At 63.6% G+C, this 20,125-nt stretch carries 22 protein-coding genes and 1 pseudogene; 15 read left to right on the top strand and 8 right to left on the bottom strand.

What is annotated here, in order from left to right; all coding sequences use genetic code 11:
* The first annotated feature begins 36 nt into the window (after positions 1 to 36).
* Complete coding sequence (locus EN824_RS31155; RefSeq protein ID WP_127873461.1) at positions 37 to 933, top strand: LysR family transcriptional regulator; 897 nt, start codon at positions 37 to 39, stop codon at positions 931 to 933.
* Between the two features lie 21 nt (positions 934 to 954).
* Here EN824_RS31155 and EN824_RS31150 read toward each other — a convergent pair whose 3' ends face one another.
* Together EN824_RS31150 and EN824_RS31145 are read right to left on the bottom strand one after the other, a co-directional pair.
* Positions 955 to 1,452, bottom strand: a complete 498-nt coding sequence (locus EN824_RS31150) for an isoprenylcysteine carboxylmethyltransferase family protein (RefSeq protein WP_135933053.1) — start codon at positions 1,450 to 1,452, stop codon at positions 955 to 957.
* Positions 1,453 to 2,179: 727 nt separating this feature from the next.
* A complete protein-coding gene (locus tag EN824_RS31145; protein WP_135867438.1) occupies positions 2,180 to 4,231 on the bottom strand; it encodes an elongation factor G in 2,052 nt (683 codons plus the stop codon).
* Positions 4,232 to 4,627: 396 nt separating this feature from the next.
* On the opposite strand from EN824_RS31145, the gene EN824_RS31140 reads away from it, so the two are divergent.
* Positions 4,628 to 5,023, top strand: a complete 396-nt coding sequence (locus EN824_RS31140) for a cupin domain-containing protein (protein ID WP_127279112.1) — start codon at positions 4,628 to 4,630, stop codon at positions 5,021 to 5,023.
* A gap of 75 nt (positions 5,024 to 5,098) precedes the next feature.
* On the opposite strand, the gene EN824_RS31135 is transcribed toward EN824_RS31140, so the two are convergent.
* The gene (locus EN824_RS31135; protein ID WP_127279114.1) at positions 5,099 to 6,301 is read right to left on the bottom strand and encodes a pyridoxal phosphate-dependent aminotransferase; all 1,203 of its coding nucleotides are present in this window, start codon (positions 6,299 to 6,301) and stop codon (positions 5,099 to 5,101) included.
* 216 nt (positions 6,302 to 6,517) lie between these two features.
* On the opposite strand from EN824_RS31135, the gene EN824_RS31130 reads away from it, so the two are divergent.
* From EN824_RS31130 to EN824_RS31120, 3 genes are all read left to right on the top strand, one after another.
* Positions 6,518 to 7,414: an EAL domain-containing protein gene (locus EN824_RS31130; RefSeq protein WP_127873459.1), complete on the top strand. Its 897-nt coding sequence runs from the start codon at positions 6,518 to 6,520 to the stop codon at positions 7,412 to 7,414.
* The gene (locus EN824_RS31125; protein ID WP_135930937.1) at positions 7,411 to 8,265 is read left to right on the top strand and encodes an EAL domain-containing protein; all 855 of its coding nucleotides are present in this window, start codon (positions 7,411 to 7,413) and stop codon (positions 8,263 to 8,265) included. Before EN824_RS31130 ends, EN824_RS31125 begins: the two co-directional genes overlap by 4 nt.
* A gap of 82 nt (positions 8,266 to 8,347) precedes the next feature.
* On the top strand, positions 8,348 to 8,956 hold the full coding sequence (locus tag EN824_RS31120) for a glutathione S-transferase family protein (protein WP_135915227.1): 609 nt from the start codon (positions 8,348 to 8,350) through the stop codon (positions 8,954 to 8,956).
* A gap of 292 nt (positions 8,957 to 9,248) precedes the next feature.
* Here the strand turns inward: EN824_RS31120 and EN824_RS31110 are convergent, their stop codons facing one another.
* Entirely contained in the window at positions 9,249 to 9,449 is a 201-nt protein-coding gene (locus EN824_RS31110; RefSeq protein WP_127873492.1) for a hypothetical protein, read from the bottom strand.
* A 272-nt stretch (positions 9,450 to 9,721) separates the two neighbouring features.
* Positions 9,722 to 9,934, bottom strand: coding sequence for a cold-shock protein (locus tag EN824_RS31105; protein ID WP_015316174.1), 213 nt, complete (start codon positions 9,932 to 9,934; stop codon positions 9,722 to 9,724).
* 275 nt (positions 9,935 to 10,209) lie between these two features.
* Here EN824_RS31105 and EN824_RS31100 point away from each other — a divergent pair, with 275 nt between their 5' ends.
* Positions 10,210 to 10,536 carry a hypothetical protein gene (locus EN824_RS31100; RefSeq protein WP_135933052.1) on the top strand — a complete coding sequence of 109 codons (327 nt, stop codon included), beginning with the start codon at positions 10,210 to 10,212 and terminating at the stop codon, positions 10,534 to 10,536.
* A 159-nt stretch (positions 10,537 to 10,695) separates the two neighbouring features.
* Here EN824_RS31100 and EN824_RS31095 read toward each other — a convergent pair whose 3' ends face one another.
* The gene (locus EN824_RS31095) at positions 10,696 to 11,265 is read right to left on the bottom strand and encodes a methylated-DNA--[protein]-cysteine S-methyltransferase (RefSeq protein ID WP_135930938.1); all 570 of its coding nucleotides are present in this window, start codon (positions 11,263 to 11,265) and stop codon (positions 10,696 to 10,698) included.
* A gap of 182 nt (positions 11,266 to 11,447) precedes the next feature.
* Here EN824_RS31095 and EN824_RS31090 point away from each other — a divergent pair, with 182 nt between their 5' ends.
* From EN824_RS31090 to EN824_RS31070, 5 genes are all read left to right on the top strand, one after another.
* Complete coding sequence (locus EN824_RS31090) at positions 11,448 to 12,386, top strand: lytic transglycosylase domain-containing protein (protein WP_135930939.1); 939 nt, start codon at positions 11,448 to 11,450, stop codon at positions 12,384 to 12,386.
* 5 nt (positions 12,387 to 12,391) lie between these two features.
* Complete coding sequence (locus tag EN824_RS31085; protein ID WP_135884107.1) at positions 12,392 to 12,880, top strand: GNAT family N-acetyltransferase; 489 nt, start codon at positions 12,392 to 12,394, stop codon at positions 12,878 to 12,880.
* Between the two features lie 156 nt (positions 12,881 to 13,036).
* Positions 13,037 to 14,305, top strand: a complete 1,269-nt coding sequence (locus EN824_RS31080) for an ABC transporter substrate-binding protein (RefSeq protein ID WP_135933051.1) — start codon at positions 13,037 to 13,039, stop codon at positions 14,303 to 14,305.
* A 47-nt stretch (positions 14,306 to 14,352) separates the two neighbouring features.
* On the top strand, positions 14,353 to 15,267 hold the full coding sequence (locus EN824_RS31075; protein WP_135930954.1) for a sugar ABC transporter permease: 915 nt from the start codon (positions 14,353 to 14,355) through the stop codon (positions 15,265 to 15,267).
* Between the two features lies 1 nt (position 15,268).
* Positions 15,269 to 16,093, top strand: a complete 825-nt coding sequence (locus EN824_RS31070; protein ID WP_135930941.1) for a carbohydrate ABC transporter permease — start codon at positions 15,269 to 15,271, stop codon at positions 16,091 to 16,093.
* A 15-nt stretch (positions 16,094 to 16,108) separates the two neighbouring features.
* Here EN824_RS31070 and EN824_RS31065 read toward each other — a convergent pair whose 3' ends face one another.
* Positions 16,109 to 16,447, bottom strand: coding sequence for a hypothetical protein (locus EN824_RS31065; protein ID WP_135930942.1), 339 nt, complete (start codon positions 16,445 to 16,447; stop codon positions 16,109 to 16,111).
* 153 nt (positions 16,448 to 16,600) lie between these two features.
* Between EN824_RS31065 and EN824_RS31060 the strand changes: the two genes are divergently transcribed.
* The 4 genes from EN824_RS31060 to EN824_RS31045 all read left to right on the top strand — a co-directional run bounded on the left by EN824_RS31060 (position 16,601) and on the right by EN824_RS31045 (position 19,922).
* Positions 16,601 to 17,344 carry a DUF899 family protein gene (locus EN824_RS31060; protein ID WP_135930943.1) on the top strand — a complete coding sequence of 248 codons (744 nt, stop codon included), beginning with the start codon at positions 16,601 to 16,603 and terminating at the stop codon, positions 17,342 to 17,344.
* A gap of 148 nt (positions 17,345 to 17,492) precedes the next feature.
* Positions 17,493 to 18,446: a YihY/virulence factor BrkB family protein gene (locus EN824_RS31055; protein ID WP_245521054.1), complete on the top strand. Its 954-nt coding sequence runs from the start codon at positions 17,493 to 17,495 to the stop codon at positions 18,444 to 18,446.
* A gap of 114 nt (positions 18,447 to 18,560) precedes the next feature.
* The gene (locus EN824_RS31050; protein WP_135933049.1) at positions 18,561 to 19,106 is read left to right on the top strand and encodes a DUF4142 domain-containing protein; all 546 of its coding nucleotides are present in this window, start codon (positions 18,561 to 18,563) and stop codon (positions 19,104 to 19,106) included.
* Between the two features lie 351 nt (positions 19,107 to 19,457).
* Positions 19,458 to 19,922 carry a cupin domain-containing protein gene (locus EN824_RS31045; protein WP_135933048.1) on the top strand — a complete coding sequence of 155 codons (465 nt, stop codon included), beginning with the start codon at positions 19,458 to 19,460 and terminating at the stop codon, positions 19,920 to 19,922.
* 95 nt (positions 19,923 to 20,017) lie between these two features.
* Here EN824_RS31045 and EN824_RS36290 read toward each other — a convergent pair.
* Positions 20,018 to 20,125: pseudogene (locus EN824_RS36290) on the bottom strand (IS110 family transposase); the annotation flags it as partial.

Genomic DNA, 20,125 nt, shown 5'->3' with positions numbered 1-20,125 from the left:
TTTTCATTCAAACGCCAACCGGAACGAGGGGAAATCATGGCGTTGGACTGGGACAAGCTACGCGTGTTTCACGCTGCGGCGGAAGCGGGGTCGTTTACGCATGCGGCCGAGACGCTGCATCTGTCGCAATCGGCGATATCGAGACAGGTGAGCGCGCTCGAACATGATGTCGGCGTGCCGCTGTTCAATCGTCATGCACGCGGCCTTGTGCTGACCGAACAGGGCGAGATGCTGTTCCGCACGGCGCATGACGTGCTGATGAAGCTGGAAACCATCAAGTCGCGGCTGACCGAGACCAAGGACCGCCCGTCCGGTGTGCTCAGGGTGACGACGACCGTCGGCCTCGGCGCCGGCTGGCTGACCGAGCGGGTGCAGGAGTTCATCGAACTCTACCCCGAAATCAGCCTGCAGCTGATCCTCGCCAACGAGGAGCTCGACCTCACCATGCGCCAGGCCGATTGCGCCATCCGGCTGCGCCAGCCGCAACAGCCGGACCTGATCCAGCGCCGCCTGTTCACCGTGCATTTCCATCTCTACGCGGCACCGTCCTATGTCGCCAAATACGGCAAGCCGGGCTCGATCGCAGAGTTGAGAAGCCATCGCATCGTCACCTTCGGCCTGCCTGTGCCGTCGCATCTGTCGGAGTTGAACTGGCTGGAGACGGTCGGTGATTTCGAGAGCGGCCGGCGCGTGCCGACACTGCAGATCAACGACATCCTGTCGATCAAGCGCGCCGTGCAGGGCGGCGCCGGCATCGCCATGCTGCCGGACTATGTGATCAGCAAGGATTCCGGCCTGGTGCAGCTTTTGCCGGAAACCGAGGTGCCGTCCTTCGACACCTATTTCGCCTATCCCGACGCGATGAAGAACCAGGCCAAGCTGCACGTGTTCCGCGACTTCATCATCGCCAAGGCCAGAAGCTGGTCCTTCTGATCCAGGGTCAGCTCCGCGAGCCTATCCTTTCCAGGGCGTAATCCGCGGCAGCCACCCCGGTACGTTGTGGCGGTAGGCTTTGTATTCGGCGCCATGGCGGCCGGCGAGCGTCGGCTCCTCATAGAGCTTGACGAAGGTCACCATTTCAGCCGCCGCGATCGCCGCGTAGGTGGCGATCGACCAGCTCGAGAACAACAGCGCCTGGCCGATAATGATCGACAGCACGGCGACATACATGGGATTGCGGACATGGCGGTAGATGCCGCCGATCACCAGTCTTTCGGTTGGTGCGACGGGGGCCGGCGTGCCCAGCCCCTCCAGTGCGAAGCTGGCGAAGGCATGTAGCAGCACGGCGGCCGCGGCGACAATGAGGACGCCGCCGGCGACGACAAGGCCGGGCAGGGGCGACCATGGCAGGCTCCAGCGCTCGCTGAGCAGCCAGGGAATCAGCCCGGCGACCACGCCGGGGGCAGCAATCAGGAAAATGCCGCTGCCGGCAATCGCCGAAAACCTACGCATTGGTTGATCTCCGCTTGACTGCCTTGGAATTGAACCGCCGGTGCCTCATTCCACATCATCAGTGTTTTTCGGCATTTTGGGAACAAAATCGGTTGGGATTGGCGTTTTCGAGACGAGAATGACCCGAAAGTACGCTTCATTTTCACGATTCTGCTGGTCCTATTGGCTCCCCAAATGGGTTGGACCACAGCCTGTGTTTTTTTGCATGCGTGTGTTGCAAAATAGATGCTTGTTTCTTGGGCATGATGAGCACATATATAGATCATCTCCTGGGCGCGTTCTCCTCCCATTAGCGCCCTCGAGTGTTCCCCTCTGGAGGTTAGCCTTAACAGGCACTTCCAATCAAACTCAGCCGGATCTTCGTTGATCCGGCTTTTTTGTTGCCCGGACTCGGGCGGGACGAGCGAAAATTTCATCAGAATTGCCACGTAACAGTGTCGTGTAACCTCTGGTAACATGACAACGATGCCTTCCGCTGCTATGTAGATGCTAGGACGCGGTGTGGTTCGGACGGGAGATGGGGGCATCACTCGTACGGCCCGGGCTCAGGCGGCTACCGCGTCCGAACCTTTTCCGCCGAAGTTCGGCGACCTACATGCGGCGGACCTGCCGTTTCTCCTCCCAAGAAAACGGTCCGCACAACAAAACGGCGTCCGGCCCCCCGGGCGCCGTTTTTGGTTTTTGCCCCCTCGATCCTTCGAGGGGGCTTCTCATGAAACGAGTGAAATCAGGCGGCCTTGCCGTTGGCGTTCATCGCCTCGTCGGCGAGACGGCCAGTCAGCTCGGCCATATGGTCGAAGGCGGCGCGGTAGCTGGCAACGCCTGAAGTGGCCGACCGCAACTCGATGATCAGATCACCGATCTCGGCCTGCGGCATGGTCGCCTCGACGACATCCCATCCGGGCCAATCGGGCCGCGCGTCATAGCCGAGGATCTGGCCGCGCCGCTGCGGGATCAGCGCGATGATCTTCGATGTCGCGTCCGACGGCGTGACGATCTCGATCTTCATCACCGGCTCCAGAAGCACCGGCGAGCAGGCGGCCATGCCTTCCTTCATGGCGAGCTTTGCCGCCATCTGGAACGCCATGTCGGAGGAATCGACCGCATGGTAGGAGCCGTCCGACAGGTTGACCGCGACGTCAACCACGGGGAAGCCGAGCGGGCCGGTCTTCAGATAGTCGCGTATGCCGGTCTCGACCGACTGGATGTAGGTCTTGGGCACGACGCCGCCGGTGATGGTGTCGGTGAACTGGAAGCCGGAGCCGCGCGGCAGCGGCTTGATCTCGATCACCACATCGCCGAACTGGCCGTGGCCGCCCGACTGTTTCTTGTGACGGCCGCGCTGCTGCACCGGTTTGCGGATCGTCTCGCGATAGGGCACCGCCGGCGCATGGCCTTCGACCGGTATCTGGTTCTTGCCCTCCAGCCGCTCGCGCACCACGCGCAGATGCATCTCTCCGTGACCCGACAGCACGGTCTCGGCCGAGTCCTGGTTTTGGCGCAGGCTGAGCGAGGGGTCTTCCTCGGCCAGGCGCTGGATGGCCGCCGACATCTTGACCTCGTCCTTGCGCTCCTTGGGGCGCAGCGCGAAGGCGAAGACCGGCTGCGGCGGCTCGACATCGAAGAGCTGTTTGATGCCTCCCTTGGCGGAGCTGAGCGTCTGGCCCGTCTTGACCGCGTCCAGCTTGCCGAGCGCCACGGTGTCGCCGGTTCTGGCGGCGGTCAGCTTGACCTGGTCCTTGCCCAGCATCCTGTAGATGCCGGAAACCTTGGCGGTGTCGCCGCCGGGCAGCCACAGTTCCAAGCCGTCGGCGACCTGGCCCGACAGAATGCGTGACACCGACAGCTTGCCGCCATGCGGCGTGTGGATGGTCTTCATCACCTGGACCACCGTCGCGTTGCCGTCCGGGGCACCGAGCCGCTTGCGGGTCGCCTCGATGTCGGGCGCGTCGTGGCGGATCGTCTTCAACAGGCGCAGCACGCCATTGCCTTTCTCGGCGGTGCCGATCAGCACCGGTGTCACCGCGCCGTCGCGCAGATCGGCGGCGAGATCGTCGAAGATCGCGTCCCTGGGCGGCTCGATCTCCTCGAGCAACTGCTCCATCAGCTGGTCGTCATGGTCGGCCAGCGTCTCCAGCATGGAGAAGCGCGCCTCCAGTTCGCGCGCCTTGTCGTCGCCGGGTATCTCGGCCACCTCGCTCTCGGCGTACTCGCGGTAGATGTAGGCGCGCTCCAGCGCCAGATCGATCGAGCCGATGACGACGCCGTCCTTGCGCAGCGGAATCTGGCGCAGAAGCAGCGGCGCCGCGCTTGTCGGCTGCAGCATCTTCAGCGTGTCGCGCACGCCCGCGATCGCCTTGTCGACCTTGTTGAGGAACAGGATGCGTGGCACGCCGAGATCGTCAAGCTTGCGCATGATGAGCTGCAGGGCTGGAATCTTTTTTTCGTCGGCCTCGGCCACGACCACCGCGACATCGCAGGCCGCCAGTACCGGTTCGGCCTCGAAGGAGAATTCGATCGACCCGGGGCAGTCGACGAAGGTGAATTGCTCGCCCATGAATTCTGTGGTGGCGATCGACGCCTCGACGCTCATGGCGTGGGCGCGGGCCTCGAGCGAATGATCTGAAACGGTGTTGCCCGATGAAACCGGATTCTGGCGGGGGATGGCGCCCGTACGGGCCAATATGGCTTCGAGAAGTGTCGTCTTACCGCTTGCGAAGGGACCGACTATGGCAATGCATTTCGGTCCCGTGCGTCGTCCTCCGGCGCGAGTACCCATGGCTGACCTCCACTCAGGCGTTTCCCGTAGGACCGACTGGCATGCATGGTTCAGGCGTGGTCAATCGGTCCTGAGCGGCGGCCGGCCTGTTCGACCGTCGCGGGCGGGGTTCTTTTCATGTCCACCTGCCCTGATGCATCGTCCCACTTGTTTGCCGGCAGGGCAAGAAAAATAGGAAGCCGGCGCGGCTGGCCGGCTCAGGCGCTGAGCGCGAGCGGTTCGACCGAGCGCCCGGCAAACAGCGCGGCCGTCCCATGCGGGCAAGGTTCGTAGTCAAGAAAAATCAGGCCGAGCGGGCGACCCGGCCGGTTGCGTCCGGGCCAATCCGGGCCGAGAATGCATTTGACTTCAAGGGGCCGGCGCCTCGCCAGCTCCGACCAGTTCCAGGAACAGACGATGAAAATAATTGCTTGCGGCAGCGTGCCGACCATCATAGCGCCGGACAAATACTTCACCGGCCGGGTTCTGCAGACGCCGATCATCGAGACCGAGGCGCCGGCGCGGCTCAGGGCCACGCTGGTCAGTTTCGAACCCGGCGCGCGCACCCACTGGCACACGCATCCGCTTGGGCAGACGCTTTATGTCACCGCGGGCGCCGGCCTGGCCCAGACATGGGACGGGCCAATCCGGGAGATCAGGGCCGGTGACGTCATCTCCTTCGCGCCCGGCGAGAAGCATTGGCATGGCGCGGCGCCGAAATCGGCGATGACGCATATCGCCATGCAGGAGGCGCTCGACGGCATCCATGCCGACTGGCTGGAAGCAGTGACGCCGGCGCAATATGGCGGCTGAGTGCTGAGCCTGGATTGACGAACCCGGCGGTAACGCCTGAGCGTTGACGCCGGGTTTTGTTTTGGACTTACCAGATCAGGTCAGGGATGCCGTGAAGCGCTGGATGCGGGTGCAGGCTTCCTCCAGCAGCGTCTCCGAGGTGGCGTAGGAGATGCGGAAGTTGGGGCCGAGGCCGAAGGCCGAGCCGAACACCACCGCGACGCCCTCGGCCTCGAGCAGTTCCGAGCAGAAGGTCTCGTCGGTGTCGATCACCTTGCCGGCCTTGGTCTTCCTGCCAATCAGCTGGGCGCAGGACGGATAGACATAGAAGGCGCCTTCCGGCGACGGGCAGGTGATGCCGCGCGCCTGGTTGAGCATCGAGACGACGAGGTCGCGCCTGCCTTGAAAGATCGCCTTGTTCTTGGCGATGAAGTCCTGAGGGCCGTTCAACGCCTCGACCGAAGCCCATTGCGCGATGGTGCAGGCGCCCGACGTCTGCTGACCCTGGATCATGTCCATCGCCTTGATCAGCTGAACCGGACCGGCCGCGTAGCCGATGCGCCAGCCGGTCATGGCATAGGCTTTCGAGACGCCGTTCATGGTCAGGGTGCGGTCGTAGAGCTTCGGCTCGACCTCGGCGATGGTCTTGAAGACGAAGTCGCCATAGGTCAGGTGCTCGTACATGTCGTCGGTCAGCGTCCAGACATGCGGATGCTTCAGGAGGACATCGGCCAGCGCGCGCAGTTCGGCGTGGGTATAGGCCGCGCCCGACGGGTTGGACGGCGAGTTCATCAAGAGCCATTTGGTCTTCGGCGTGATCGCCTTTTCCAGCACCGCCGGGGTCAGCTTGAAGCCGTTGTCGATCGAAGTGTCGGCAAACACCGACGTGCCGCCGCAGATCGCCACCATTTCGGGATAGCTGACCCAGTAGGGGCGGGGGATGATGACCTCGTCGCCGGGGTTCAGTGTCGCCATGAAGGCGTTGAACAGGATCTGCTTGCCGCCGGTGCCGACGATGGTCTGCTCGGGCTTGTAGTCGAGATTGTTCTCGCGCTTGAACTTTTTCGCGATCGCCTCGCGCAGCGGCACGATGCCCGAAACCGGCGGATACTTGGTCTCGCCACGGCGAATGGCTTCGATCGCCGCATTCTTGATGTTGTCGGGCGTATCGAAATCGGGCTCGCCGGCGCCAAGGCCAATGATATCCCGGCCGGCATTTTTCAGCTCGCGGGCTTTCTGCGTCACCGCGATGGTGGCGGAAGGCTTAACGCGGGAAAGGGTGTCGGCAAGAAAGGCCATGACCTTCTGTCTCTCCAAAGGATAGGCGCGGCCAGGAGCGGCCGCGGCGCTTCTCATGTCGCATCATTCCCCCCAGCGCAAGCCTTGTCGGCTGGGCCAGGTGGCGTGGCGCGGTCAATGAGGCGTGATCGGCAAAAGAAAGTTCATTAACGGGCGGTAGAGGCTTGCATGGCAGGATCGCGGTTCAATTCCGCCAGGTCGCGGAGCGAGGAACCCTTGTCACGCAGCATCGGACTTGCCCATATCATCCGTCATGATGACGGCACCTCGAGCGGTGTCTGGGGCATTTATACGCTGCAAAGCGCCTTCCAGCCGATCTTTGCCTTCAGCGAGGGCAAGCTGTCGGTCGCCGCGTTCGAAGGGCTGATCCGCCCGTTTCGCGACGGCGAGCCGCAATCGCCGATGACCTTCTTCTCGACATGTCCGGCGGCCGACCGCCTGCATGTCGAAGCGCTGACCAGGACACTGCATCTGCTCAATGCCGGCGCCTGCCTGCCGCAGGAGGCATCGATCTTCGTGAATTTCGATCCCTCGGTGTTCACCGAGCGATCGATCGTCGACAACGCCTTGCGTGACATGAGGCTGGTCCTGCACGAAGCCGGTATCGATCCGGGCCGCGTCGTGTGCGAGGTGACGGAGCAGAGATCGGCATCGCAGGAGACCCTGCACAGCTTCGTCACCGCGCTCAGAGCCAACGGCTTCCGGATCGCCGTCGACGACTATGGCGCCGACGATTCCGACATCACCCGCGTCAAGGAGTTGCGCCCCGACATCGTCAAGTTCGATGCGCACTGGATCACGCAACTGATGGAATCGGGCGCTGGTTTCGCGCTGCTGACATCCATGGTCAGGAGCTTCGAGGACCAGGGCATCCGCACCGTGTTCGAGGGCATCGAGGAAGGCTGGCAACTGGAGCTGGCCGAGCGATCGGGCGCCTCGATGGTCCAGGGCTACGTGCTGGCCCGTCCAGAACTCGCGCCGACAAGTTTCCGTGTTTTCGCGATGAGCAGTCCCGAACCTGTCCCCGCCGCAAGCCATACGACCGCTCCCGCCGCGGTTGCGCCGCGCACGGGGCGGCGGGCAAAGGCTTTCGGGCGCAGGATCGTGCCATGAGTGTCGAGCGCCGGCGCACCATTGGCGATGCGATCTTCGTCGATGAGATCGGCATCGAATATGGCATCCATGGCGACTTCCGCCTGCGCAGCGCCTACCAGCCGATCTACGCCCCGCACGGCGGCAGCTTGCACCCGGTGGCCGTGGAAGGCCTGATCGAGCCGCACCGGGCCGGCCGCCCGGGGTCGCCGCGGATGTTCTTCGACAGCGTCGCGGCCTCGGACCGCCTGTTCGTCGAAACCATGTGCCGGATGCTGCATCTCAGGAATTTCCACAATATCGGCGTCGATAGGCTCGACCTGTTCTTCAACTACAATCCACTGGTCAACGACCATGCTGGCCGGGCGCTGGCCGAGATCCGGCTGATGAGCCGGCATCTCGACGAACTCGGCCTGGCGCCCGCCATGCTGGTCTGTGAAATCACCGAACAGGCGGCGGACGATGCGCTGCTGGCCAGGCTGGTGCGTGAAATGCGGCGCGACGGCATCCGCATCGCCATCGATGATTTCGGGACCGGCCATTCGACCGAGGAGCGGGTGAGCCTGCTTCAGCCCGACATCGTCAAGATCGATGGCGGCTGGTTCGCGGAATTCTGCCGCCACGCCGCCGCGGAACGCTTCTTCCGCCCGCTGGTGTCCAGCCTGCACGACCGTGGCGCCAAGGTGCTGGTCGAGGGAATCGAGCAGCCCACCCACCTGCGCGTCGCGCTCGAAGGTGGGGTCGATTTGCTGCAGGGTTTTCTTCTCGGGCGTCCGGCGCTTGCCGGCACCATTTTCAACGAAGAGCCGCTTGCGGTCGATGGGCTGCTGGGCTTCGACAACAAGGTCGTGCCGTTGCATAAGCGGCGCTGATGGTCGCGCCAAAACAAATCATTGGTTGAGGATGCCGCCGCTGCGATAGTCCGCCCGCAGAAGCAGCGCTCGGGGACCGGCAATGATACTTTACAGCATGATCGACAGCGGCAATTGCTACAAGCCCAGGCTGCTGATGGCCAAGCTCGGCCTCGCTTTCACCACCGTCGAGGTGAGCTCGCATACCGGCGACACGCGCAAAGCCGATTTCGTCGCCAAGAATCCGAACGCCATGGTGCCGCTGCTGGAACTGGACGATGGCCGGCGGCTGGCCGAATCCAACGCCATCCTGCTCTATCTCGCGGAAGGCACGCGCTTGCTGCCGGCCGACAGATACGAGCGCGGGCTCGCCTATCAGTGGCTGTTCTTCGAGCAGTACAGCCACGAGCCTTACATAGCCGTGCGCAAGGCGCTGCTGACTTTTCCCGAACGGGCCGCGGACGCGACGCCCGAGCGGCTGGCGACGACGCTGGAGCGCGGCAACAAGGCGCTCGGCGTCATGAACACGTATCTGGAAAACAACGCCTTCTTCGCCGGCGGCGCCTTCAGCATCGCCGACATCGCGCTTTATGCCTACACCCACACCGCGGAGCAGGGCGGCTTCCAGCTCGACGCCTATCCCGAGGTGGTGGCCTGGCTCGGCCGCGTGGAGGCGGATCCGGGGCATGTGCCGATCGAGTGGGTGGGGTAGGTCTGTCTCGGTCGTTCCGAATTGTGCGTTGGGGTCTGTGTGCTATTTGTAAGGCGGTCGTATTCTGCGTGGCTGCCGATCCATATCCAGTTATAGCCGTCAGCACTTTCCAGAGCCAAGGCACGATAGTTGCTATCTATTCTCGCCGACCAAAGCTCACCGACTTTCTTGAAATGGAGGGAGGGATGACGTGGGTTTTCCCTCAACAATGTAAAGCTCTTGTCGGCTAAACGGCGAGCCGATTTCGGCAAGGACCGATACATCGTCCAAAAACTTGCCGTGGCGCGATGTCTCACAGGTCGCGCAATTTACCGGCGGCAATCTCAGCGCGAGCCTCGGCCACCAATTTGTCCAGTCTGCCTGCCTTGACATCGGCTTCAATCTGCCGATCCCAGATGTCCGCCTGCAGTGCCTCGAACCAGGCGGCAAACGCCTTCAGTTCTTCCGGGCTCAACTCGGTGATGGATTTTTCGATTTGTTCAAGCTTGGTCATGACCTGGATGGTACCATTGTTGGCCATATGGTGCCACCGGTGGGACATAGGCCGGGCTTAGATGGCCAAAATCCAGGCAAATAAAAAGGCGGGATAAATCCCGCCTTCCCATTTCGGTAGCCTGATCGGGAGCGTCCGGTCCGGGCTGGCAGCTATCTGCTGTTCCAGCTTGTCGGGTCTTTCCACTCCGGCGCGCTTCTCGCGCGACCGTCAGTACATCCGTGACTTGCCGCGCGCCCCGAACTCTCGTCCGGCGCGCGCCATTTTCAAAATCAGGCTGCCTTGCTCAGAGAACCAGCGGACGACTTGCCAGTGCGGCGGTCCTGCTCGATCTCGAAGTTGATCTTCTGGCCTTCGACCAGGGTCGACAGGCCAGCGCGCTCGACAGCCGAGATGTGGACGAAAACGTCCGCGCCGCCGCTGTCAGGCTGGATGAAGCCGAAACCCTTGGTGGCGTTGAACCACTTGACCGTTCCAGTTGCCATAAAAATAGTCCTTCACATTTGCTTTGGTATGACCGGACCGAAATCCAGCCGGTGTGCATCGAGATTTTGGAGATAGACGTCAGCAAACGCGAAGATCGCGAGGCCCGGATCGATCGGCCGAAATATCAATGGGGCTGATATAGGCTGCTTTCGCACAAAAAACAAGACTGCGTGAAAAAGCCGTGATCGGGGGCCGCCCAACGGCCGCCCCAATCTGGTGAAACCGTGACGCACGATCGCGCCGTCCCCGGGCGGCGGATCGAGGGGAGAGGACCATGAAAACCATCCTGTTTGCCGCCTGCCTCACGCTGGTGGCCGCCCAGGCGCAGGCGATCTCGCGCTACGACCCGACGCGCATGAGCTGCGGCAAGGTTCAGTCGACGATCGCGCGCCAAGGTGCGGTCATCCTGCGCTATCAGTCGAAACGGGTGCCGGGGCTGCCGCTCTACGACCGCTACGTGCAGAGCCAGCAGTTCTGCACCATGGGCGAGGTGAGGACGCGGGCCTATGTGCCCAGCGCCGACACCAAGTCCTGCCCGGTCTATATCTGCAAGCGGCCGGACAATGAGCGTTTCAGGCATCGCTTCATACGCCGCCACTAGGGTGTGCCGATATTCAGGTGATGCCGGCCTGCAAACCGTGGCTTCCTCCGCTTCCGGTGCTCACGTACTTCAAGTACGCTCCGCTCCGGTTCTCGAAAGCCACAGTTTTCGGCTTGGCCTGACCTGAATCTCAACACACCCGGGAGCAGCTTACTGCTCTCAAAACCCGAAGGACACCTGCGCCGGCGGCGGCGGGCCGACGCGCACGCCTTCCATGGCCAGCATCTTTTCCTTGGTGACGGAGCCGCCGGGCGCCGAGAAGCCGCCGATCTTGCCGCCGGCGGCCAGGATGCGGTGGCACGGGATGACCAGCGGCACCGGATTGGCGCCAAGGGCGGCACCGGTTTCACGCGGCAGGCCGGCATGGCCGGCGCGCTTGGCGAGTTCGCCATAGGTGGTGGTTTCGCCATAGCCGAGTTTTCGTGCGGCGTCGTAGATGGCGAGGCGGAAATCGTCGATGCCGTCGAGATCGACGGGAAAGCCGGTGAAATCGACGTCCTCGCCCGCGGCATAGGCCTTGATCGAGGCAATCAGCTCGACCACCCATGACGGCTGGGCGGTGGAGGCGGAAACACCGGCGTGGCGCATCAGCCGCCGCTCCACCGCTTCGCGGCTGCGTTCGGGCAGGCAGAGCCGGATCAGGCCCTTTTCGCTCCAGGCGATGCCCATGAAGCCGATCACTGTTTCTAACACTGCGTGGCCAGCTGTGATCGAAGAGGTCGTTTCCATGCTGCGCTCCTTTCCGCAAAGCGGCGGAATCCGGGATTCCTGCTGGTACATATCAGGAACAATATGGCATCGCCGCCTGCATCCCGCCACCCGAAAACCACCAGATGGCCCCGATTGCTACCCAAGAATCGCTGGTGTAAGGGAAATCTTAACGACCCGACAAACCGGACTCCGAGCGCGGCTTGCCAGCAAAACAAACCCTTATCGCCATCGGTGTGATCGTCGCGGCAGCCGGCATGAGCGGCTGCACCTCGACCTCGCAGATGAAGGCCGCGCCGTCCCTGACCGAAACCGCGACCATGGCAGGCAGCGATGCCGGCTTCACCGTGCCGCTGCCGGACACGGTTTCGGTGCTGCCTCAATCCTCCGGAATCACGCCGGTTCAGACGGCCGAGTTGACCCCCGGCCCGGCCACCCCGGCACTCGATCCCGCCGCCCAGCCGGCCGCGGCGACCGCCGCCTTTGCCGGGGCAACGCCTACAACGCCGGCAGTCCCCGCCGTGATGACCGCCAATGCCTGGCAGGCGCCGCCGCCGTCCAAGGCCGGCCAGCCGGTCGGGGTCGCCGCGACCTACACGACCGCGGGGCTCATCGTGCCGGCGGTTGCCAAGGGCGGCCAGAAAATGCCCGGCGTGCAACAGGTGGCCTATGTCGTGCCGCAGAACCCGGCTGCCCTGGTGCAGTTCCCGTCGGCGCCGGTCGAGCCGGCGGAAGAACAGCATGCGACCGGCATGCGCGGCGACGTCGACCGGCTGATCGTCAAATACGCCGCCTTCTACCAGGTGCCGGTGGATCTGGTGCGCCATGTCGTCAACCGCGAAAGCACCTACAATCCCAAGGCCTACAATAACGGCCATTGGGGACTGATGCAGATCAAGCACGCGACGGCGCGCGGCATGGGCTATGACGGGCCGGCCAAGGGCCTGTTCGACGCCGAGACCAATCTCAAATACGCGGTCAAATATCTGCGCGGCGCCTGGCTGGTGTCGAACGGCAACGCCAAGAAGGCCGACTGGCTCTACCAGACCGGCTACTATTTCGACGCCAAGCGCAAGGGCCTGCTGGAGGCGACCGGCCTCGGTGTCGACCGCAAGCGCGGACGTCTTCAGCCCGACGCCTGAGCGCGATGCCCGAACCGCGTCCGCCGGCTCCAAACGACATCCGGCTGCGCAAGATCCTCGACGAGACGCTGGTTGCGCCGCACTGGCCTGACGGTTTTGTCATGCGCAGCTTCGAGCGCGGTGACGCGCTGCCGCTGCATGCGCTGCTGGGCGAAGTGTTCGACGATGGCACAGACGGCCCCTTCGACGAATGGTGGCCACGCATATCCGAAGATCCCGAATTCGACCCGGCGCTGTGTTTCCTCGTCATCGATGCCAAGGGCCGGCTGGCGGCGGCCGCACTGTGCTGGAGCTCGGCATTCGTCAAGGACCTTGCCGTTCATCCGGAGGCACGCGGCAAGGGTGTCGGCGAGGCCCTGATGTGGCACGCCTTCGCCATTTTTCGCGACCGGGGTGCCGCCCATGTCGATCTCAAGACCAATACGCTCGAGAACGCGGCCGCCGTGCGGCTCTACGAGCGGCTGGGCATGCGGCCGGTCGCCTGGGAAGGCTGACCGGGGGCGTTAACCCACCCGTCACCGTCATGGCCTGTTCGACCACCGGTGATGGCCTGTTCGGAACCCAAAGCGCCGCTCCGCATTCAATGAACGGTGGGGTCTGACCGGCTGCCGGTGCTGTGCGCCGCCGGCTCCCAAGGGAGATCCACCGCGATGAAGGTTTTCCACGCATTGCTGGCGCTGAGCGTCGCTGCCGTGCTCGCTGCGGGTCCGGCGCGCGCGGTCGAGCTGTCGATTGTGTCGGGCGACACCGGTAACGGCCTCAAGGTGCTGCGCGAGATCCTCGACCGCTATGAGAAAGTAAGCGGCGACAAGGTCACCATCGTCGCCATGCCGTCGTCCGGGACCGACCAGTTCGGCCAGTACAGGCTGTGGCTCGCCGCCGGCAACAGCGACGTCGACGTCTACCAGACCGATGTCATCTGGGCGCCGCAGCTCGCCAGGCAGTTCGTCGACCTGACCGAGGCGACCAGGGATGTCGTGGCCAGTCATTTCCCGTCGATCATCCAGTCGCAGACCGTCGACGGCAGGCTGGTGGCGCTGCCGATCTTCACCGATGCGCCGGCGCTCTATTACCGCAAGGATCTGCTCGACAAATATGGTGCCAAGGTGCCGGCCACCTGGAAGGAACTGGGCGACACCGCCAGGCTGGTGATGGACAATGAGCGGGCCTCGGGCAACAGGGATATCTGGGGCTTCGTCTTCCAGGGCAACGCCTATGAAGGGCTGACCTGCGACGCGTTCGAATGGGTGGTGTCGAACGGCGGCGGCCATATCGTCGAGCCGGATGGCGCGATTTCCATCAACAACGCCCAGGCGGCGGCCGCGCTCGACATGGCCAAGGGCTGGATCGGCACCATCGCGCCGCCGGGTGTGCTCGCCTATCAGGAAGAGGAGGCGCGCGGCGTATGGCAGACCGGCAATGCGGTCTTCATGCGCAACTGGCCCTATGCCTATGCGCTGGGCAACAGCCAGGGGTCGCCGATCAAGGGCAAGTTCGACGTCGGGCCGCTGCCGGCGGGCACGGGCGAGGGCGGCCGCCCGGCGGCGACGCTCGGCGGCTGGAACCTCGCGGTCTCGAAATATTCCAAGCACCCGGATGCGGCGATCGAACTGGTCAAGTTCATTGCCTCGCCGGCAATGCAGAAATACCGCACGCTGAAGACCGCCAACCTGCCGACCATCCAGGCGCTCTATGACGATGCCGACATCGCCAGCCAGCAGCCGATCATACCGCACTGGAAGGATGTCTTCCTCAATGCCGGGCCGCGGCCCTCGGCGGTGACCAGGAATAAGTACAACGAGGCGTCGAGCCAGTTCTGGAACGCCGTCCACAAGACCTTGTCCGGCGAAGGCAGCGCCGCCGACAATCTGGCCGACCTCGAGGCGACGCTGACCCGGCTGAAAGGCAAGGGCTGGTGAGCGCGCGACCGTCTGATGCCGCCGACCGGCGCCAGGGCTCGCGGCTGATGCGCCAGCGTGTGCGCTCGGCGTGGCTGTTCCTGGCGCCGATGCTTCTGGTGCTCGCCGTCGCTGCCGGCTGGCCGCTTGCCCGCACGGTCTATTTCAGCTTCACCGATGCCTCGCTGTCCGATCTCGACGCCCGCCAATGGGTCGGCCTCGCCAACTATGTCTCGGTTCTGCGCATGCCGAGCGGCAGGGTCATCCACGACGGGCTGCTTCTCGACCCGGTCTGGTGGGGCGCCGTGTGGAACACAGTGCGGTTCGCGGTGGTTTCGGTGACCTGCGAGACGATCCTCGGCATGGTCGTCGCCCTGGTGCTCAACGCCGAATTTCCCGGCCGCGGCATCGTCAGGGCGGCGATCCTCATCCCCTGGGCGATCCCGACCATCGTCTCGGCCAAGATGTGGCAGTGGATGCTGAACGACCAGTTCGGCATCATCAATGTCGTGCTGATCAATCTGGGGCTGATCGACACCAAGATCGCCTGGACAGCCAGTGCCGACACCGCGATGGCGGCGGTGCTGATCGTCGACATCTGGAAGACGACGCCCTTCATGGCGCTGCTGATCCTGGCCGCGCTGCAGATGCTGCCGCGCGAGATCATCGAGGTCGCCAGGCTCGACGGCGCCAATCCATGGCAGATCTTCTGGCGGGTGACCTTGCCGCTGATCCGCCCGGCGTTGATGGTGGCCGTGATCTTCCGGGCGCTCGATGCGCTGCGCATCTTCGACCTGATCTATGTGCTGACGCCCAACAATGCGCACACCAAGTCGATGTCGGTGTTCGCCCGCGAGAACCTGTTCGAGTTCGACAAGTTCGCCTATGGCTCGGCCGCCTCGACCCTGCTCTTCCTCATCCTCGCCTTGCTCACCATCCTCACCATCCGCGTCGGCCGGATAAGCCTGGAAGGAGGCCGCTGAGATGTGGCTCCTGAAGCGCACGGCCTTCTATCTGCTGGTCGGGGCAATCGTGCTGATCGCGGTGTTCCCGTTCTACTATGCCATCGTCACCAGCCTGAAATCGGGGACCGAGCTGTTCCAGGCCGATCCGTGGCCGAAGGCACCCAGCCTCGACAATTATCGCAACGTGCTGGCCGAGGGTGCCTTCATGCGCAATCTCCTGAATTCGCTGGTCGTCTCGGGCGCGGTCGTCGCACTCTCGCTGTTCCTCGGAGTCACCGCGGCCTACGCACTGGCGCGTGTCCGTTTTCGCGGCCGCTCGGCATTGCTGTTCGCCATCCTGTCGGTCTCGATGTTCCCGCAAGTGGCGGTGCTGGCCGGGCTGTTCGAACTGGTGCGGATGTTCGGCCTCTACAATTCGCTCTTCGCGCTGATCTTCTCCTACATGATCTTCACGCTGCCGTTCACCGTCTGGGTGCTCACCGCCTTCGTGCGAGACCTGCCGGTCGAGGTCGAGGAGGCAGCGATCCTCGATGGCGCGACGCCGTGGATCATCATCACCCGCATCTTTCTGCCGCTGATGTGGCCGGCGCTGGCGACCACCGGACTGCTGGCCTTCATCGGCGCATGGAACGAGTTCCTGTTTGCCCTGACCTTCACCTCCAATGATGCGCGGCGGACCGTGCCGGTGGCGATCGCGCTGCTCTCGGGCAATTCGCAGTTCGAGATTCCATGGGGCAACATCATGGCCGCCTCGGTGATCGTCACGGTGCCGCTGGTGGTGCTGGTGCTGATCTTCCAGCGCAAGATCGTCTCCGGCCTCACCGCCGGTGGGGTCAAGGGGTGAGCAGGGAACCAGCGCTCAGATATCGGGCGCGTTGCCAATCTTCTGCTTGAGCTCCAGCGCCCAGGCGCGGCCCTCGTCGCCGCCCCACAGCAGCCACGCGACGTATCCGGCGGAGGGATTGTCCTCATTGCCGTAATTCTTGCCGCGCTTGTCGACCTCGTGGCGGGCAAAGTAGCTGACCATGCGGCGGATGGTAGACGGCGCCAGCTTGTCGCGGTTCTTCAGTTCGGTGGCCCGCGCGACGCCGATCTCGGTGCCGCCGCGCCCGAACTGCTTGCGCAGCCGCAAGCCCTTGGTGGCGTTATCGGCCACCACTTGCGGGCAGCGCAGGTCGATCTCGTCGGTCTCGCTCATTTCGTCCCCCCGTGCTGGAAGCTGTAGCCGATGAAGGGAATGTCGCAAAGCCGGAGCGGTTCCGATGCAAAATGTCGGAACCGGCCGGCGTGTCGCGTCCTTAGGGGGTAGAGCACCCTGCCGGGACGCCGGCACGACTTGAAGGAGCAGATCATGATCACCTTTCCCAACGAATCCGCCAAATACCGCACCGCGCGCGAAAAGCTGCTGAAAAAGGAAATCGAGCTGCGCCGCGCCATGGAAGCCGTGGCCGAGGCGCGGCGCACCCTGCCGCCGGGCGGGCTGGTGCCGAAGGACTATGTGTTCGAAGGGCTGGATATCGCCGGCAAGACCGCGAAGATAAGACTGTCGGAGCTGTTCGCGCCCGGCAAGGACACGCTGATCCTCTACCAGATGATGTTTCCGCGCCACCCGCAGGAGACGCGCGAGGTGGCGACCAGCGGCGGCACGGCGAAGCTCGCGCGGCCCGACCAGCCGTGCCCGTCCTGCACCGCGCTGCTCGACCAGTTCGACGGCGCGGTCGGCCATTTGGAAGCCGCAAGCTTCAACTTCGCCGTCGTGGCCAAGACGGCGCTGGAAAATCTGGTCACGCTGGGCCGGGATCGCGGCTGGCGCAACATGCGGCTGGTGTCTTCGGCCAACAACAGCTTCAAGCGTGACTACAACGCCGAGTCGGCCGACGGTGCGCAGATCCCGCTGCTATCGGTGTTTCATAGGGATGGTGACGGCATCAGGCATTTCTGGTCGTCGGAACTCGGCTTCGCGCCAACCGAACCCGGCCAGGACCCGCGCGCCATCGGCACCTGCGAGATCCTGTGGAATCTGATGGATTTCACCCCGGAAGGCCGGCCGGACTGGAACGAGCAGCTGCAATATGGCGAGGCGTGCTGTCACTGAGGCAGGCGCGCTCTTGCTGAAACTCTCGCTCAAGTCGGCCGGAACATCGGAAGACCCGCTGCATTGATAGGAGACGGTTTGCGACCCCTTTCACGGATTCGAAGTGCGACCCACACTCAAAAACGTATGGGACCTGGTGCGAGAAAGCGTGGTTGGCTTTGTCGACGACAATGCGCTTAGTCATGGCGCGGCGATGGCCTTTTATGCCGCCACGTCGCTGGCCCCGGTTCTGATAATTGTCGTCGCCATAGCGGGCATCGCATTTGGCCATGACGCGGCACAGTTGGCTTTGTCGGCCCAGATATCGGGGCTGATGGGTGCAGAAAGTGCGGCGCTCCTTCAGACAGCGCTCGAAGGGGCATCCAGCAAATCATCGGGGACCCTGGCGGCCATCATCGGCGTGGCCACTTTGCTCGTCACCGCCTCCGCGGTGTTTGGCGAGATGCAGCAGGCCCTCAATGCAATATGGAAGGTTGAAGCGAAAGGGAGTTCGCTGTCGCGTCTCTTGCGGGCGCGTGCGGCAAGTCTCGGCCTGGTCGCCGCCCTCGGCTTTATGTTGCTGGTGTCCTTGGTGGCGAGTGCGGCGATCTCCGCCCTGGGCAATTTGATCAGCGCTCATTTGCCGTTCGGCGAATTTGTTCTGAGCGCGATCAACACGTTGATTTCCTTTTCCCTGATCTCCGTGATGTTTGCGGCGATCTACAAGGTCCTGCCGGACCGCGCCTTGGAATGGCGGGATGTCGCGATCGGTGCTGTCGTGACCGCCGCCCTGTTCACATTGGGGAAGTCGCTCATCGGTTGGTATATCGGCACGAGTGCGATCGCATCGTCATACGGTGCGGCCGGAGGGCTGCTCGTCATCCTGCTCTGGGTCTATTATTCATCGGAGATCTTTCTGCTCGGCGCGGAGCTGACCCGCGCCTATTCCGTTCGCCATGGGAGCAGGTCCGACCTGGACGGGTGGGTTCAAACTGCTCCCGCTCCACAAAACCTTGTTTCAATTCGCCGAAGGCCCAGCTCTTCGGGTGCCGTGGCGTTGTTGGCGGTGGCGAGCGTGAGCGCAATGATGACAGCCTTTCTGCTGGGGCCTCGTCGCCCGTAGGGAGTGGGCACGTTGCGGTCGCAAGGCTGCTTCCCTGAGGAGAAGGGACGCGGCTGGCAACCTCACCGCATCTGCCGCGTTGGGTCTGCGAGGACACCTTCACGGAGCGTTTCGATGAAACCGCATCTCGCCATTGCCATGCTGGCCCTTCTGGCCGGAACGCCTTCAGCCTTTGCCCAGCAGGCGGTCAGCACCTTGCCGGCGGTCTCGGAGAACAAGGTCGACACCGACACCTTCACCAAGACGGTGGTCAGCGCCAACCGCTTCGAGATCGAAAGCAGCAAGCTGGCGCAGAAAAAGGGCGTCGCGGCTGATGTGGCCGATTTCGCCGCGTTGATGGTCAAGGACCACACCAAGGCCGGCCAGGATTTCAAGGCGGCGCTGGAAAAGAGCCAGACCACGGCATCCATCAAGCCCGAAGGCCCGCCGATGCTGCCGAAGGACCAGGCAATGCTCGACCAGCTCAAGACGCTGGATGGCGAGGCCTTGCAGGCCAGGTACATCACCTTGCAGACCGAGGCGCACAAGCAGGCTGTGGCGCTGTTTTCCACCTACGCCCGCTCCGGCGACGACCCGGCTTTGAAGGAATTCGCCAAGAAGACGCTGGAGGTGCTGAAGATGCACGAGATGCATTTGAAGGACGTGGCGGCGGTGCATTAGGGGCTGGGCGAGTTGTTCGAGTGCAGGCCATCCTTCCGGCTGGTGGAGCCCCCTTCATTTCGTCATCCACGGGCGGAGCAAGGAGCGCAGCGACGCGGCGCAGACCCGAGGATCCATGCCGGGACTTCAAAGCGTCGCTACAGTGCGGAATTCTGTTCCGCTGCGTCCTCGATTGATGTCGCGGCATGGATCCTAGGGTCTCCGCGACGCCGCTCCGCGGCTGCTTCGCCCTAGGATGACGAAGGTGGGGGTGTCAGGCGCTCTAGCCCGCGGCAAACCCCACACCCAACATGGCCCTGTGCCTCCACCGGCCATGAACTACACTGCTGGCATCACCCTCGGGAGCACTCCATGCCCAAGATCGATCTCGCATCCGTGCCCGTCCGCAAAGGCTCCGGCTACCCCGCGCCCTTCGACGCCCCTTGCGCGACCCGCACGCGCCAGCGCCTCGGAGATGCCGGCGGGCTCGGCGATTTCGGCGTCAACCTGATGACGCTGCCGCCAAGCGGCTGGTCGAGCCAGCGCCACTGGCACAGCCATGAGGACGAGCTCGTCTACGTGCTGGAGGGCGAACTGGTGCTGGTCGAGGATGGCGGCGAGACGCTGCTCAAGGCGGGCGACAGTGCTGCCTTCGCCAAGAACAGCGGCAACGGCCACCATATGATCAACCGCTCGTCGGCCACCGCGCGCTATCTGGAAGTCGGCTCGCGCTGTCAGGACGATGTGATTACCTGCTCCGACATCGACGTGATGAGCCCGAGCAGGGATGGGCGGTTTTTGCACAATGATGGAACGCCGTATCCGGGGCAGGGGTGAACCCCGGGGGCGGCGCGCGACGCGGGCCTTCCTTCTCCCCTTGTGGGAGAAGGTGGATTGCCGCGAAGCGGCAAGACGGATGAGCAACTGTGTTTTCAGGCTTTGTCTGGATACCAGGGTTGGTTGTGTCGAAGCATGGCGCTGAGGATGGTCATAATCTTTCGGGCCACGGCGACGATGGCGACCTTTGGTTGCTTACCGTT

This window comes from Mesorhizobium sp. M8A.F.Ca.ET.181.01.1.1 (assembly GCF_004792025.1).
Classification (GTDB): domain Bacteria; phylum Pseudomonadota; class Alphaproteobacteria; order Rhizobiales; family Rhizobiaceae; genus Mesorhizobium.
This window is presented reverse-complemented; position numbering and strand designations above follow the sequence as displayed.

What these genes read in the sequence shown, in the direction of transcription:
- EN824_RS31095 (WP_135930938.1), bottom strand. Translation starts at nt 11,265, where the DNA reads ATGGAAACGACCTCTTCGATCACAGCTGGCCACGCAGTGTTAGAAACA.
- EN824_RS31045 (WP_135933048.1), top strand. Translation starts at nt 19,458, where the DNA reads ATGCCCAAGATCGATCTCGCATCCGTGCCCGTCCGCAAAGGCTCCGGC.
- EN824_RS31075 (WP_135930954.1), top strand. Translation starts at nt 14,353, where the DNA reads ATGCGCCAGCGTGTGCGCTCGGCGTGGCTGTTCCTGGCGCCGATGCTT.
- EN824_RS31150 (WP_135933053.1), bottom strand. Translation starts at nt 1,452, where the DNA reads ATGCGTAGGTTTTCGGCGATTGCCGGCAGCGGCATTTTCCTGATTGCT.
- EN824_RS31140 (WP_127279112.1), top strand. Translation starts at nt 4,628, where the DNA reads ATGAAAATAATTGCTTGCGGCAGCGTGCCGACCATCATAGCGCCGGAC.
- EN824_RS31110 (WP_127873492.1), bottom strand. Translation starts at nt 9,449, where the DNA reads ATGACCAAGCTTGAACAAATCGAAAAATCCATCACCGAGTTGAGCCCG.
- EN824_RS31105 (WP_015316174.1), bottom strand. Translation starts at nt 9,934, where the DNA reads ATGGCAACTGGAACGGTCAAGTGGTTCAACGCCACCAAGGGTTTCGGC.
- EN824_RS31125 (WP_135930937.1), top strand. Translation starts at nt 7,411, where the DNA reads ATGAGTGTCGAGCGCCGGCGCACCATTGGCGATGCGATCTTCGTCGAT.
- EN824_RS31155 (WP_127873461.1), top strand. Translation starts at nt 37, where the DNA reads ATGGCGTTGGACTGGGACAAGCTACGCGTGTTTCACGCTGCGGCGGAA.
- EN824_RS31060 (WP_135930943.1), top strand. Translation starts at nt 16,601, where the DNA reads ATGATCACCTTTCCCAACGAATCCGCCAAATACCGCACCGCGCGCGAA.
- EN824_RS31050 (WP_135933049.1), top strand. Translation starts at nt 18,561, where the DNA reads ATGAAACCGCATCTCGCCATTGCCATGCTGGCCCTTCTGGCCGGAACG.
- EN824_RS31070 (WP_135930941.1), top strand. Translation starts at nt 15,269, where the DNA reads ATGTGGCTCCTGAAGCGCACGGCCTTCTATCTGCTGGTCGGGGCAATC.
- EN824_RS31145 (WP_135867438.1), bottom strand. Translation starts at nt 4,231, where the DNA reads ATGGGTACTCGCGCCGGAGGACGACGCACGGGACCGAAATGCATTGCC.
- EN824_RS31100 (WP_135933052.1), top strand. Translation starts at nt 10,210, where the DNA reads ATGAAAACCATCCTGTTTGCCGCCTGCCTCACGCTGGTGGCCGCCCAG.
- EN824_RS31080 (WP_135933051.1), top strand. Translation starts at nt 13,037, where the DNA reads ATGAAGGTTTTCCACGCATTGCTGGCGCTGAGCGTCGCTGCCGTGCTC.
- EN824_RS31085 (WP_135884107.1), top strand. Translation starts at nt 12,392, where the DNA reads ATGCCCGAACCGCGTCCGCCGGCTCCAAACGACATCCGGCTGCGCAAG.
- EN824_RS31135 (WP_127279114.1), bottom strand. Translation starts at nt 6,301, where the DNA reads ATGGCCTTTCTTGCCGACACCCTTTCCCGCGTTAAGCCTTCCGCCACC.
- EN824_RS31065 (WP_135930942.1), bottom strand. Translation starts at nt 16,447, where the DNA reads ATGAGCGAGACCGACGAGATCGACCTGCGCTGCCCGCAAGTGGTGGCC.
- EN824_RS31120 (WP_135915227.1), top strand. Translation starts at nt 8,348, where the DNA reads ATGATACTTTACAGCATGATCGACAGCGGCAATTGCTACAAGCCCAGG.